Here is a 14,325-nt window from a genome sequence, read left to right on the forward strand (position 1 = left end):
TCGCTGCCCCCCCCGCCTGATCCGAACACTTGCTAGCAAAAAGCCAGTCGGTTTGACCAAAAACAATTTCTGCACAGAAAAAAGCAGAAACCGCCAATAGGCACTTGCTATTCATTGAATAAGAATTATTCTCATTGAATCCCATTCAAGGAGACGAGAACCATGACTTATTTGATTGATGCCTGGCTGGACCGCCCACACCCTTACCTGCGAATCCTGCATCGGGAAACCGGGGAAGTCTGTGCGGTATTGGAAGAAGAAGCCCTGAGCGAGCTGCAGGACCAGGGAGATCTGGACCTGAATGGTTTGAGCTCCAGCGAGCCGCTGGTACTCAAGGAATTGGTGCGCAACCTGTTTTTGTTCTGCTACGCCAGAGCCTTACGGCCGACCGGCACCGATGGCCAAGGCCTGAGCGCAAAAATCCGTCTATGAAACCTAAACCGATCAAGGGGCAAGCTTGCTTGCGATGAACAGACCGCCGATGCGGCCTCCTCACCACCAGCAAGCTGGCTCCTGCACCGGTTACAGAACGTCCAGCAGCTCGACGTCGAACACCAGAACGCTGTGCGGCGGGATGCTGCCCACACCTTGTGCGCCGTAAGCCAGTTCGCTCGGCACGTACAGACGCCATTTGCTACCGGCGTTCATCAGTTGCAGCGCTTCGGTCCAGCCAGCGATCACGCCACCTACCGGGAACTCAGCAGGTTGGCCGCGCTCGTAGGAGCTGTCGAACACAGTGCCGTCGATCAGAGTGCCGTGGTAGTGAGTGCGCACACTGTCTTCACGGGATGGCTTGGCGCCGTCGCCCTGAGTCAGTACTTCGAATTGCAAGCCGGAAGCCAGAGTAGTGATGCCTTCACGCTTGGCGTTATCAGCCAGGAATGCCAGGCCGGCACCTGCTGCCGCTTCGGCCTTGGCAGCTGCTTCAGCCTGCATGATTTCGCGGATGACTTTAAAGCTGGCGGACATTTCTTCCTGATCCACACGGCTTGGCTTGCCGGCGAAAGCGTCGGTCAGACCAGCCAGGATCGCATCCAGGCTCACACCCGGTGGCGGGTTGTCGCGCAGTTGGTCGCCCAACTGACGGCCAATGCCGTAGCTGACGCGGGTTTCGTCGGTGGACAGATTTACTTCGGACATGACACTGCTCCGCTGTGCGGACGGCTCGGGAAAGGCCGTGGAAACACAGGGCCTTCCGGAGCGCCCGGAACCAAAAGGGCGAGCAGACTAGCACAGAAGTTCGGCGATAATCAGCGCAACCCCGGCACTACCAGCCGGAGCGCAGGGTGATCGGTACCTTCAGGCTTTCTTCGGCGCTGGCGGACAAACCACACATCTCGTCATGCACCGAAGTGTGAATCAGGTTGAACGGCAGCTTGGGGAAGGACTGCAGCACTTCACGGGCATGCTCCACCGAACGCAGATGAAACATTTGTCCACGAGCATCACTCAGCGGGTACGCCGCCCCGTGCATGCGTGCCTCAAGCAGATAGATCCCGCCTTCAAGGGAGATCAGGTTCAACTCGTCGACTTTTCCAGCAATGGCGTAGGCATTCATTTCCTGCAGGTTCATGAGTGCACCTCGTGCAATTGGAGCCCGTGACAGCTACAGGGATATGCCCCGCCCAGGAAAAGCACAAGCCGTAAACAACGCCGCCCGTCCGTTTTGCAACGGCCGGGCGGCGCTCGCTTCATCAAAAAAGCAATCAGTGCTTGGTCAGTTTATCCAGGTAACCCATGGCGAACGCCGAAATCACAAAAGTCATGTGAATCACCACGTACCACAACAGGTACTCGGTGGGGGTGTTCTTGGCGTCCATGAACACTCGCAACAGGTGGATCGAGGAGATTGCCACGATAGAGGCCGCCACCTTCATCTTCAACGAAGAGGAATCCATCTTGCCCAGCCAGCTGAGTTTTTCCTTGTCTTCATCGATGTCCAGTTGCGACACGAAATTCTCGTAGCCGGAAATCATCACCATCACCAGCAAACCGCCGACCAGCGCCATGTCGATCAACGACAACAGAACCAGGATCAGGTCGGACTCGGCCATGGAGAACACATTGGGGATAACGTGGAAGACTTCCTGGAAGAACTTCAGTGCCAATGCCAACAGCCCCAGGGACAAACCGAAGTAGATCGGCGCCAGCAGCCAGCGCGAGGCATACATCGCATTCTCGATAAAACGTTCCATTGAATCTCGTACCAGGATAAAAAACGGCAGCGAGTATATCAGCGCTCCAAAAGGCCATAAACCACAGATAAGCGCCTGATCCACGGGTTTTTCCCAGCGTTTTTTCTGCTAGTGTCGAAGTCATTCATACCGCTCACTGACATTGGACAGGAAGACTGGAAAATGGATTTGCGATTGCCTTTGGCGAGCCTCGCCCTTTGTGTGGCGCTGCTGAGCAGCAGCGGCTGTTCGCCCAGCGACGAAAAGAAACAGGCCAGCCTAGAAGAACGCACCACGCAATTTGAAAAATCCCTGGATGCCATCCAGGACCCCAAGCTCAAAGAAGCCATTACCGACCTTGGCGGCTCGCTGCTGCTGCTTGAGCGTGCACAGGTCAAGCTTGCCAACAAGCCGATCGACACCGAATACGGCGACGACAGCCTGGTCCTGCTCAAGCACTACCCCACGCCACAAGCCCTGGTGGACACCTACGTCAATGGCCTGTTCGTGCTGCGCAAGCCTTCCAGCTCGGACTACCTGACCGATCTGCAGCCGGTGTTTCCCTTCAGTTTCGAAATGCCGGCACAGTTTCCCTTCCCTCACGGGCTGGAGTGGCAATCAGTCACCCTGAGCAACAAGAAGGTCATCCCGTTCCAACCTGAGTGGTCAGAGACCGACCCCGGAATTCAACTGAGCCCTTCAAGCTCCAACCTGACCAATCCGGATGACCTGACCATAACCTACCCCTTCATCGAGGGCCTGGAGGTCGACAACAAGAACCAGCCGCAACCAGTCTCCTTGCTCGGCAAGCTCGAAGTGATTGCCCCCAGTCGCGTGCTCAACTTCGAACTGACCAAGGCCGATATCGGCAAACCTCGCCAAGACGGCAACATCAGCCTGACCCTGCTGTCGCTGGAGAAAAACGTCGCTGAAATCGAACTGAACAACAGCACTCCGCTGCCTGAAGAGGCCAATGACGCTTCGCTCAATCCTTTTTTGGCACAGGCCCGTGACAGCACTGGGCAGATCCTCTCCCGCGCGGGCTCGATCAACGAAAGCGCCCCGCAAATCGCCTTCTACAGACAGCAACTGGCCGAGATGCAAAAGCAGAAAAGCTGGAGCAATGAATTCGAGAAACAATTGGAGGACGAGCAAAAAGCCTTCGATCAACAACACACCACTCATTACGCCAAGGTGTATTTCAACGGCCTGGTGGACAAACTGGAGGTTGCCGTACTCGACTTTGCCCAGGCCAGCGTAACGCTCAAGGACTTGGACCTGCCGGTACATCGCTTTGACCGGAGCACCACCGACAAGACGATCCAGCCGCTACCCATGCCAGTGATGGTCTATGACGATCAAGCCGCCAACTACCTCAAAGGGGCGGAGCTTGACGAAGATACATTGAAAAAAACCGTGACCATCAGCCAATCGGTGGAAGACGCCAGTGCCGCGCGTATCGAGTTCAGTCACCCACGGACCTTCAATGACGAACTGCTGGGATCGGAGTTCAGTGCCGGCGACACCCCGCTGACTTTCTTCACCGAGAACGACAAGGGCCAACGCGGCGAACCTATCGAACTACCGGACGAGGCGTTCGAAATCGACCCCATACGTGGCGTCATCACCTACGACCTGAACCTGTTCCCGGAAACCCCAGCGTACGCCGTTGGCTCCATTCCGCTGTTCCTGGCCAGCATCGAGAAAAAAACCATCAGCACCCAACAGCTGCCCAAAGGCCTGGAGTTCAAGGGCAACGCGCTGATTGTCGACCAGAAACTTTTTCCCGCGGACGCGTGGCGCTTTTACGCCAAGGATGACAGCGGCCAGTATCTGAAGGAGATTCTTGCGGTCAGCCATGGCGCCCCGAACAACGGCCACGCACTGTTCGACGTGCACTACTTCTACGGTCAGCCCAGCCAACTGGAAAGCTACGAACGCAGCGAACTCAATACCGTCGAATACGGCTTCGAAGTCAAACTGGACAAGACCGAATCGACGCCCCCTGCCCCTTAAGGACGGTGATGACCCGCGGTGCTGCTGGCCACACATCAACAGCCCATAGGGGTCAGCGTTCAAGGGAACTGGAAGTCACCGGCGCTGCGTCCGCGCTCGCCGTTGATCTGACGCAGCTGGGCCTGCAAATGCAGGCACCAGATCTGTGGATCATCGGCTAACCGGTAACCGTGAGTCGTCAGGCTTTCAACGATCGAATCAAGAATGGACTCCGCCACCACAGGACCGCAGAACGGGCCCTGTGACTTGATTGCTGAGGGTTGTTCACCGGCCATTCCGGCGGCGAAGAGCAGGGTCCACATACCGTTGTCTCCCGCCAGCGGGCGGACGATGCATTCGATACGAGTAACCAGGCCAAGACATTGGCGAGTGAGACAAAGGTTGCGCGACATGGCGGCGACCCTCGGTAGATCCACTATTCAGCCTTCAGCAGAAGGCTGTTTCGATCCAGCGACGACTGTCGTTCTCCTTGCCCTGAGAATAGAAGAAAAGCCTGATAAGCAAAGTTGACCGATTCAACAGGCGCCGAATGGTCTATCTTGAAAAATTGACGTCATCCGGCTGACACCAATGGCGAGGTTCAACGTCCTCGCCAATGGCTGGCGTCATGCCGGCTTGATTTCCGTTAGCGCCTCTTGTGCCAGCTCCTTTTCCGCCTCTTTCAAGTCCTCTTCACTGATCATCTCGGCAATCACCCGCAGGCGCTCCACCACCCGTGCGTTGACGCTGCCCTCTGGGAACTGTCCTTCGGCATCCGGTTCTCCGGCCGGCTCCCCCACCAGCAGGCTCAGGGCCTCATCGGCCTGACGCACCGCATACACGTGGAACTTCCCGGCACGCACTGCCTGCAGCACCTTCTCGTCGAGCATCAAGGTGGCGACGTTGGCCTGGGGAATGATCGCGCCCTGCTCTCCGGTCAAGCCACGAGCTTCGCACAGACGGAAGAAGCCCTCGATTTTCTCGTTGACCCCACCCACAGCCTGCACCTCACCGAACTGATTGATCGAGCCGGTGATGGCGAAACACTGCTTGAGCGGCGTCTTCGACAGCGCCGAAATCAAAGTACAGGCTTCACCCAGCGAAGCACTGTCGCCGTCCACATAACCGTAGGACTGCTCCAGGGCGATACTTGCGGAGATCGCCAGGGGGAATTCCTGGGCATAACGACTGCCCAGGTAACCGGTGAGGATCATCACCCCCTTGGAGTGAATCGGCTGGCCAAGATTGACCTCACGCTCAATGTCGACAATGCCGCTGCCACCGGGATAGACCGTGGCGGAGATCCGCGCCGGCACGCCAAACGCCGAGTCCCCCACTTCCAGCACCGTCAGGCCGTTGCACTTGCCCACGGCCGCACCGTCGGTGTCGATCAGGATGATACCCGCCAGCATGTCATCGAGAATCCGTGCCGAGACCCGCCCGGTACGAGTGGCCTTGGCCTTCAGCGCACGCTCGATATGCCCGGCGTCGGTCATCTCGTCCGAAGCCAGATGACGGATGAAGTCAGCCTCGCTGACCAACTGGAACAGATCGCCGATCCGAGCCGACAGACGTCCCTGGTGCTCCGCCAAGCGCGCACTGTAGGTGGCCAACCGCGCAACCGCATCAGCAGTCAACGGAGCCATGCCCTCCTCCGAGGTCCGGGTTTTCAGCAACTGAGCAAACTGCTCCAGGCTCTCATCCACCATCGGGATGTCTTCGTCGAAATCCACCAGCACCCGGAACATCTCCTGGAAGTCCGGATCCAGGTCCTGCAGCGTGTAATACAGCTGGCGGGCGCCAATGATGACCACCTTGACCTGCAACGGGATCATCTGCGGCGTCAAGGTCACGGTGGCCAGGCGTCCCATCTCGCCCAGGGGCGACTCCATCTTCAGCTTGCGCGACTGCAAGGCGCGTTTGAGGGCGTCCCAGACAAAAGGCTCACTGAGCATCTTCTCGGCTTCCAGGATCAGGAAGCCGCCATTGGCCCGGTGTAGCGCGCCCGGACGCAGTTGCCGATAAGTGGTGTAGAGCGCGCCCTGGTCGGTGCTGTACTCGATCCGACCGAACAGGTTGTCATAGGTCGGATGGGGCTCAAATACCACCGGAGCGCCGCCGTTGGCCGGGTGACCGACCACCAGGCTCGGGCAGTACTGCTCCTCCAGCAGCTTGCGCGCCACCGCGTCGGTCTTGCTGTCATCCACCAGTTGCTCGACCACGGTTTTCAGCAAGTAGACCTGCATGGCCTGCAAATACCCGCAGACCGCGGCGTTCTCTGCGTACTTCTCCGACAAAGGCGCCAGCAATGGCTGCAAGGCCAAGGTGATGGTTTCCTCGTTGAGCTGACGCAACTGATTGCTCGACTCGCGCTTCCACTGTGGCAGGCTTGCCAGCTCTTCGTTGAGGCGCTCTTCCAGGACAGAAATGTCCTCATGGAAGCGCTCGCGATCAACCTCCGGCAACTGGGCGAACTCGGCCTCGTCCAGGGCCTTGCCTTCGAACATAGGGGTAAAGGCGATGTTGCTGCTGTCGCGGTACAGCGCCACATCCTTTTCCAGGGCCAAACGTTCGATCACATCCAGAGCACGGTCGTAACGCTGGTTGAAGGCTCGATCAATGGCGCTCTTCTTCTGCTGATAGGACGGGTGCTCGAACACCGCCGGAAAGGTCGCCAGCAGGTTATCGATCAGCCCGTTGATGTCGGTGATGAAACTCCCCGCGGCAGCGGCCGGCAGTTCCAGCGCCCGAGGCTCCCGAGGCTCGTCGAAGTTGTTGACGTAGACCCAGTCCGATGGGGTCTGCAGGCGTTTGCCTTCGGCCTTCAAATAGCGTTTGACGAAGGAGAAGCGACCGGTTCCCGGCTCGCCCATGACAAATACGTTGTAACCGGGGCGCGGCATCGCCACGCCGAACTGCAAGGCTTCAACCGCACGCTCTTGGCCAAGCACACCGCGAAAGGGCTCCAAATCATTGGTTGTCGAGAAGCTGAACTGTTCAGCAGAGAAAGGACGGGTCAGCGCTTCAGGCGCTAGACGCAAGCTGGCAGCAACAGGATCAGGCATCGGGCTTCCTTACATCAGGCGGGGCAGATGGCGGCATTCTGGCGCCGGGTATGCCCGGCTGGCAAGGCGCGCCTCAGGGGAAAGCATAGCCAAGCCATGCACCGCCACTCAAGCCAAGTAAAACCTGCTGTGTCAGGCATTGTTTTGTAAAAAAGTACGGAACCCAGCGAACCTGCCTAAACTCCAAACTGCGAGGCTGGATAGATAACCGGCCCACTGGTGCCTGCACGGACCAGTCTCCCTGTCCATTGGTATGCACACAAAGAGATCAACGCTATGAAACGGATTCTTCTCGGTACTCTTTTCACCGCTGTGTCCCTCAACGCCATGGCTCAAGCGCCAGGCGGCCCGGATTGCGGCTGGGGCAACATGCTGTTCCAAGGCCAGCGCGGCACTCCAGCGCACTTCATGGCCTCCACCACCAACGGCACCTCCGGCAACGCGACATTTGGCATGACCTCCGGCACCAACGGTTGCGCCACCAATGCCTCCCTGACTTACGGTGGCAAGTCCTGGTTCGCCATGAACGGCATGATGAACGAACTCTCCGAAGACATGGCCAAGGGGCAAGGCGAAGCCCTGACCACCTACGCCGTGGTACTCGGTGTAGCCCCTGAAGACCGTGCGCACTTTGCTGCGGTCACCCATGAACACTTCCAACAGATCTTCAGCAAGGCTGACGTGACCGCGGAAGACGTGCATACCAATACCCTGGCGGTACTGAAGAACGACCCACGCCTGGCCAAATACGCAACCCAAGCTTAAGCTCGACCCACCCGCTCCTTCCGGGGAGCGGGTTTTATCTTCTGGACCTTGCCCATCTTGGGTCTTTGTATTTCCGACTTAAGTTGCTCACCATGCTCAAACGCCTTGCCTACCTGGCGCTCTGTGTCTGCGCCCCGCTGTATGCCGCGCCCCACATCGACCAACAACGTTTGCAGCAACTGGCCAATGATCCGTTCTGGATTTCCATTGGCCACTATGAAACCGCCAAGCTTGGCGGCTGGCGCAGTTACGTCAGTGATCCGAAGTTCTTTCTCGACCGCGACGGTGCCCACCATCCCGACGCCGAGCTGGCCGCGACCCTGAACGCGCTTTATGCACCGGCCAGCACCAGCGAACGACATGCCCAATGCGTCTACCCGGCCCGCGCCCGCTGGCTCAAGGCACAGCTGGGCCTGAACGACTTGCCCCAGATCGAGTGCGCCGAGTTCAAACAGTGGTTCAAGGATGTGTCGCCGCACAGCACTGTGATGATCTTCCCCGCGGCCTATCTGAACAGCCCGTCATCGATGTTCGGCCATACCTTGCTGCGCATCGACCAAGCCGATGTACAAAGCAACCACACCGCCCTGCTCAGCTACGCAATCAACTTCGGCGCCTACATCGAAGGTTCGGACAACAGCATCCTCTACGCCTGGAAAGGCCTGATGGGCGGCTATCCCGGACTTTTCGCCCTGGTGCCCTACCAGGAAAAGCTCGCGGAATACCGTAGCCTGGAAAACCGTGACTTGTGGGAATACCGGCTGAACCTGACGCAAGTTGAAACCGAGCGCATGGTCGAGCATGTCTGGGAGCTGAAGCAGATCAAGTTCGACTACTTCTTCTTCGATGAAAACTGCTCCTACCGGCTGCTGGAGCTGCTACAAGTGGCTCGTCCCAGCTTGCGTCTGACCGAGCAATTCCCTCTGACCGCCATCCCCACCGACACGGTCAAGGCGGTCAAGGATGCCGGATTGGTGGAGAGGATCGACTATCGCCCGTCCAGAGAGCGCGAGCTGCTCAGCCGCGCCCAGCCCCTGAGCCACGAAGAGCAGCAGTGGGTACTCAACGTCAGCACCGATCAGAAACAGTTGCAGACTGCCGGGTTCAAAGCCCTGCCCCGGGATCGCCAGGCCTTGATCGTCGATGCCGCCTACCGTCTTGAGCGTTATCGAGCCAACGGCCTGGAGCGCGATACCGAGCGCTCCCAGCGCAGCTTCGAACTGCTACGGGCAATCAACCAGAATCCCCCACCGGAACTGCAGATCGAACGCCCTAGCCTACCGGAAGACGGCCACCAGTCCCGTACCTGGCAACTGGGCGTCGGTACCCGGGATGACAAGGCTTTTGCCGAGTATGGCCTGCGCATGGCCTATCACGACTTGAATGACAACGCCGAGGGTTTCCCCCTGGGTGCACAAATCGAGATCCTGCAGATGAAGCTACGCCAGTACGAGGGCAATCACTGGCAGCTGCAACAGCTGGACCTGGCGACCATTCGCTCCCTGACACCGCGCAACGAACTGCTACAGCCCTGGTCCTGGCAAGTCACCGGCGGCCTGGAACGGGTGCCGGGCAAGCATGACGATGAAACCCTGGTCAGCCACGTCAACGGCGGTGCCGGTGGCACCTGGCAACTGGGCCAAGATACCCTGGGCTTTGTCCTGGGCACCGTACGGGTTGAGCACAATGCCGACTTTGCCGGCTTCATCGCCCCGGCTGCGGGCTTCAATTCCGGGCTATTGTGGAAAAATCCACTGGGCAATTTCAGCCTCGAAGCCAAGGGCGACTACTTCACCAATGGCGAAGTCCGCCGCAGCCTGAGCCTTAACCAACAGTGGGAGCTGTCGCGCAACCTGGGCCTGCGCCTGAGTGCACAGCGGGAGTTCAGCCAACTGGCCACTCCGGTCAACGAAGTCATGCTCGAACTCAAGTGGTATCACTATTAGACGTAGCGGCGAGTATCAAGCCTGATCCACTCTTGAGGCCCGATGGCAATCACGCAAGGCTTATCCGTCTTTCACAGATCGCTGACAAACACCCTTCTAGACTTCACTCACACCAAGCTTGGGAGTCGAAAATGTGGCGTTACGGGTGGGCATTGCCGTTGCTGGTGCTGATCAGCGGTTGTGAATCGACCCACGAGCATTTGCTCAGGCTGGGCTATCCGCCGGCGTTTGCCGACGGCTTCGATGATGGCTGCATCAGTGGTCGCCAGGCGGCAGGGGCCATGACCGGAGAGTTTCGCAAGGACGTTCTCCGCGACCTCAAGGATCGTCAATACGCGACAGGCTGGAGCGATGGCTTTCGGCAATGCCAGGCCATGCTGGAGAACCAGGACCGCAACGACTACCGGGATCACCATTGGGATGAGCGCGAGCGTGCCTGGCAACAGGAAAAGGAGCGCGACGCAGCCCGGGCCTATCGCTCGCAGTAAGTCGTTTTCAGGTAACCGTCGAAGTCAAAAGCCTGCAACCATGGCCCAACCCTCCACTCAAGGAGAAAACCATGAGCCGCGCTTTCGTCAATGAAGATCAGGCCGCCGCCCAGGCCGAGCAGCCGGTGGAGCGCCAGATTAGCACTCAACCCAATTACGTCACGCCTCAGGGGCTCGCCGAGCTGCAGGCCAGAGTTGCCCACCTGCATAGCCAGCACATAGAGCAAACCGACTCGGGTGATGCCGCCGATCCACAACGACTGGCAGAGTTGGAGCGCGACCTGCGCTACTTCTCCCAACGCCTGCACAGCGCCATGGTGGTCACTGCAGCAACCTCCACCGACAAGGTGCAGATCGGCAGCCGGGTCACCTTCGCCGATGATCAGAATCACCAGCAAAGCGTGCAATTGGTCGGAGAGGATCAAGCGGATGCGGCCAGGGGCCTGATCAACTGGGCGTCGCCCCTGGGTCGTGCCCTGCTGGGGGCACAACCCGGTGACGAAGTCCTGTGGCAGCGACCGGTGGGGGATCAGGTGATCGAAATCATCCGCATCGAACCGGCCTGAGGCAACTCAAACCACGCCTTGGGCGAGCATGGCATCGGCAACTTTGACAAAACCGGCGATGTTCGCGCCCTTGACGTAGTTGATCCGGCCATTCTCTTCACCGTAGTGCACGCATGCATGGTGGATCGACTGCATGATGTTGTGCAGCTTGCTGTCCACCTCACCGGCGGTCCACAGCAAGCGCATGGCGTTCTGCGACATCTCCAGCCCACTCACGGCCACGCCGCCAGCGTTGGACGCCTTGCCCGGGGCGAACAGGATGCCCGCGTCGATAAAGATATCCACAGCCTCCAGGGTGGTAGGCATGTTGGCGCCTTCGGCGACACAGGTACAACCATTGCGCAACAAGGTATGGGCGGCGGCGGCGTCCAGCTCGTTCTGCGTGGCACAAGGCAGCGCAATGTCGCAGACCAGGTCCCACGGCGTCTTGCCGGCGCGGAACTCCAGGCCGAAGCGACTCGCCAGTTCGCTGATGCGCCCACGCGTGATGTTTTTCAACTCCAGTACCGCCAGCCACTGCTCTTCGCTCAGGCCAGACTCGCAGTACAGGGTGCCTTCGGAGTCCGACAAGGAAATCACCTTGCCTCCCAGATCCATGACCTTGCGAGCCGCGTACTGCGCCACATTGCCGGAACCGGAAATCGCCACGCGCTTGCCTTCGACACGATCACCGCGACGCTTAAGCATTTCCTCAGCGAAGTACACACAGCCAAAACCTGTGGCTTCCGGACGAATCAGGCTGCCGCCATAGCTCATGCCCTTGCCGGTCAGCACCGACGTGAACTGGTTGCTCAGGCGTTTGTATTGGCCGAAAAGGAAACCGATCTCCCGGGCACCGACGCCGATATCACCCGCCGGAACGTCCACATCGGCACCAATATGGCGATACAGCTCGGTCATGAAAGCCTGGCAGAAGCGCATGACTTCGGCGTCGCTCTTACCTTTGGGGTTGAAGTCAGAGCCGCCTTTGCCGCCGCCCATGGGCAGGGAGGTCAGGGAGTTCTTGAACGTCTGCTCGAAGGCGAGGAATTTCAGCACCCCCATGTTGACCGATGGATGGAAGCGCAGGCCGCCCTTGTAGGGACCAATGGCGCTGTTCATCTGGATGCGGAAGCCACGATTGACCCGGACCTTGCCCTGATCGTCGACCCAGGAAACGCGAAACACCACGGTGCGTTCCGGCTCACAAATGCGCTCGAGAATGCCGGAGCTCAGATAGTGCGGATTGGCTTCGAGAAAGGGCCAGAGGCTACGCAGCACCTCTTCCACTGCCTGGTGAAACTCAGGCTGGTCCGGGTCGCGCTTTTTCAGGCGGGCGAGGAAGTCTTCGACGGATTCGATCATGGGAAGTCTCGGCAAATTTATTGTCGTTAAGGGGAGATTTGCCCGGGACTTTATCAACTCAGTCCGCACCGCGACAGCGCAAAATGTCGCAGTTCTGAATTTAAATGGTGCAATAAATATAAATACGCTGGTTTTTCAGGTTTTTTACGCACCGAATTGGTGACAAAAATTGACGGATTTGCACCCACTTTGTACGCCAACAACCCATGGAGAATAGATCGGAAACTGTTGTACCGGGCATAAAAAACGGAGCCCGAAGGCTCCGTTCTTTTCAAGCAGCGACCCGATCAGGCCAGCTTCTTGTGACGCACACGATGCGGTTGTGCCGCGGCTTCGCCCAGGCGCTTCTTGCGATCGGCTTCGTACTCGGTGTAGTTGCCTTCGAAGAACACCGCTTGGGAGTCATCTTCGTACGCCAGGATGTGAGTGGCCACCCGGTCCAGGAACCACCGATCGTGAGAGATCACAATGGCAGCGCCCGGGAAGTCCAGCAGGGCTTCTTCCAGGGAACGCAGGGTTTCAACGTCGAGGTCGTTGGACGGTTCGTCGAGCAGCAGGACGTTGCCGCCCTCTTTCAGGGTCAGGGCCAAGTGCAGACGACCGCGCTCACCACCGGACAGGTCCTTGACGAACTTCTGCTGGTCGCCGCCCTTGAAGTTGAAACGACCAACGTAAGTGCGCGACGGGATCTCGTAGTTACCGATACGGATCTGGTCGGAACCGTCGGAGATCTGCTGGAACACGGTCTTGCTGCCGTCCAGGTCTTCGCGGCTCTGATCCACACAGGCTAGCTGCACGGTTTCGCCGACTTCGATGGTGCCGGAGTCCGGTGTTTCCTTGCCCATCAGCATGCGGAACAGGGTCGACTTACCGGCACCGTTACCGCCGATCACGCCAACGATGGCGCCTTTAGGCATGGAGAACGACAGGTTGTCGATCAATACGCGATCGCCGTAGCCCTTGGTGACGTTCTTGAACTCGATGACCTTGTCACCCAGGCGCGGACCAGCCGGGATGTAGATCTCGTTGGTTTCGCTGCGCTTCTGGAATTCCTGCGATTGCATTTCTTCGAAGCGTTGCAGACGAGCCTTGGACTTCGACTGGCGGGCCTTGGCGCCTTTGCGCACCCACTCCAGTTCTTCCTTCATGGCTTTTTCGTGGGCCGACTGCTGCTTGGACTCGGCAGCCAGACGATCGGACTTGGCTTCCAGCCAACCCGAGTAGTTGCCCTCGTAAGGAATACCGGCGCCGCGGTCGAGTTCGAGAATCCAGCCAGCAACGTTGTCCAGGAAGTAACGGTCGTGCGTGATCGCAACCACAGTGCCCGGGAAGTCGTGCAGGAAGTGCTCCAGCCAAGCGACGGAGTCGGCGTCCAAGTGGTTGGTTGGTTCGTCGAGCAGCAGCATGTCGGGGGCGGACAGCAGCAGGCGGCACAGGGCCACACGACGCTTTTCACCACCGGACAGGAATTCGACCTTGGCGTCCCAGGCCGGCAGACGCAGCGCATCGGCAGCGACTTCCAGCTGACGCTCCAGATTATGACCATCGCTGGCTTGCAGAATCGCTTCCAGCTTGGCCTGCTCGGCCGCCAGCTTGTCGAAGTCGGCATCCGGCTCGGCGTAGGCCGCGTAGACCTCGTCCAGGCGCGCTTGGGCGTCCTTGATCACGCTGACCGCTTCCTCGACCACTTCACGCACGGTCTTGGTCGGATCCAACTGCGGCTCCTGGGGCAGATAGCCGATGTTCAGATCCGGCATCGGACGGGCTTCGCCTTCGAATTCGGTGTCGACGCCTGCCATGATTTTCAGCAGCGTGGACTTACCCGAACCGTTGAGGCCCAATACGCCGATCTTGGCGCCGGGAAAGAATGACAGGGAGATATTTTTCAGGATTTCCCGCTTCGGCGGAACAACTTTGCCCAGCCGATGCATGGTGAAGACGTATTGAGCCATGGTGAACCTAGCGTCAGTGACTGATGAATA

13 protein-coding genes are annotated in these 14,325 nt (G+C 58.8%); 6 read left to right on the plus strand and 7 right to left on the minus strand.

Translation table 11 applies throughout. From position 1 onward, the window contains the following. Positions 1-162 precede the first annotated feature (162 nt). Complete coding sequence (locus GV819_RS12655; protein WP_025129186.1) at positions 163-432, plus strand: PA4570 family protein; 270 nt, start codon at positions 163-165, stop codon at positions 430-432. 90 nt (positions 433-522) lie between these two features. Here GV819_RS12655 and GV819_RS12660 read toward each other — a convergent pair whose 3' ends face one another. From GV819_RS12660 to GV819_RS12670, 3 genes are all read right to left on the minus strand, one after another. After that, positions 523-1,140 (minus strand): FKBP-type peptidyl-prolyl cis-trans isomerase, encoded by a 618-nt coding sequence (locus tag GV819_RS12660; RefSeq protein WP_161756428.1) that lies wholly within the window; start codon positions 1,138-1,140, stop codon positions 523-525. Between the two features lie 127 nt (positions 1,141-1,267). After that, positions 1,268-1,573, minus strand: coding sequence for a DUF6482 family protein (locus GV819_RS12665; protein ID WP_161756429.1), 306 nt, complete (start codon positions 1,571-1,573; stop codon positions 1,268-1,270). A gap of 133 nt (positions 1,574-1,706) precedes the next feature. Beyond that, on the minus strand, positions 1,707-2,195 hold the full coding sequence (locus GV819_RS12670; RefSeq protein WP_015637095.1) for a TIGR00645 family protein: 489 nt from the start codon (positions 2,193-2,195) through the stop codon (positions 1,707-1,709). A 162-nt stretch (positions 2,196-2,357) separates the two neighbouring features. Between GV819_RS12670 and GV819_RS12675 the strand changes: the two genes are divergently transcribed. Beyond that, positions 2,358-4,190 (plus strand): hypothetical protein, encoded by a 1,833-nt coding sequence (locus GV819_RS12675; RefSeq protein ID WP_161756430.1) that lies wholly within the window; start codon positions 2,358-2,360, stop codon positions 4,188-4,190. Between the two features lie 59 nt (positions 4,191-4,249). On the opposite strand, the gene GV819_RS12680 is transcribed toward GV819_RS12675, so the two are convergent. Both GV819_RS12680 and GV819_RS12685 read right to left on the minus strand, forming a co-directional pair. Continuing rightward, the gene (locus tag GV819_RS12680; protein ID WP_161756431.1) at positions 4,250-4,582 is read right to left on the minus strand and encodes a hypothetical protein; all 333 of its coding nucleotides are present in this window, start codon (positions 4,580-4,582) and stop codon (positions 4,250-4,252) included. Between the two features lie 213 nt (positions 4,583-4,795). Then, a complete protein-coding gene (locus tag GV819_RS12685; RefSeq protein WP_161756432.1) occupies positions 4,796-7,234 on the minus strand; it encodes a Lon protease family protein in 2,439 nt (812 codons plus the stop codon). Positions 7,235-7,510: 276 nt separating this feature from the next. On the opposite strand from GV819_RS12685, the gene GV819_RS12690 reads away from it, so the two are divergent. From GV819_RS12690 to GV819_RS12705, 4 genes are all read left to right on the plus strand, one after another. Next, complete coding sequence (locus tag GV819_RS12690) at positions 7,511-7,999, plus strand: DUF3015 domain-containing protein (RefSeq protein ID WP_161756433.1); 489 nt, start codon at positions 7,511-7,513, stop codon at positions 7,997-7,999. 92 nt (positions 8,000-8,091) lie between these two features. Continuing rightward, positions 8,092-9,945, plus strand: coding sequence for an Lnb N-terminal periplasmic domain-containing protein (locus GV819_RS12695; RefSeq protein WP_161756434.1), 1,854 nt, complete (start codon positions 8,092-8,094; stop codon positions 9,943-9,945). 131 nt (positions 9,946-10,076) lie between these two features. Next, entirely contained in the window at positions 10,077-10,433 is a 357-nt protein-coding gene (locus tag GV819_RS12700) for a hypothetical protein (RefSeq protein ID WP_161756436.1), read from the plus strand. Between the two features lie 71 nt (positions 10,434-10,504). Then, on the plus strand, positions 10,505-10,999 hold the full coding sequence (locus GV819_RS12705) for a GreA/GreB family elongation factor (protein WP_161756437.1): 495 nt from the start codon (positions 10,505-10,507) through the stop codon (positions 10,997-10,999). Positions 11,000-11,005: 6 nt separating this feature from the next. Here the strand turns inward: GV819_RS12705 and gdhA are convergent, their stop codons facing one another. Together gdhA and ettA are read right to left on the minus strand one after the other, a co-directional pair. Beyond that, the gene (gene gdhA / locus GV819_RS12710; RefSeq protein WP_161756439.1) at positions 11,006-12,343 is read right to left on the minus strand and encodes an NADP-specific glutamate dehydrogenase; all 1,338 of its coding nucleotides are present in this window, start codon (positions 12,341-12,343) and stop codon (positions 11,006-11,008) included. 287 nt (positions 12,344-12,630) lie between these two features. Continuing rightward, on the minus strand, positions 12,631-14,295 hold the full coding sequence (ettA, locus tag GV819_RS12715) for an energy-dependent translational throttle protein EttA (RefSeq protein WP_161756440.1): 1,665 nt from the start codon (positions 14,293-14,295) through the stop codon (positions 12,631-12,633). Positions 14,296-14,325: the final 30 nt, after the last annotated feature.

Origin of the sequence: Pseudomonas sp. Fl5BN2 (genome assembly GCF_009908205.1) — a bacterium.
Taxonomy (GTDB): Bacteria; Pseudomonadota; Gammaproteobacteria; order Pseudomonadales; family Pseudomonadaceae; genus Aquipseudomonas.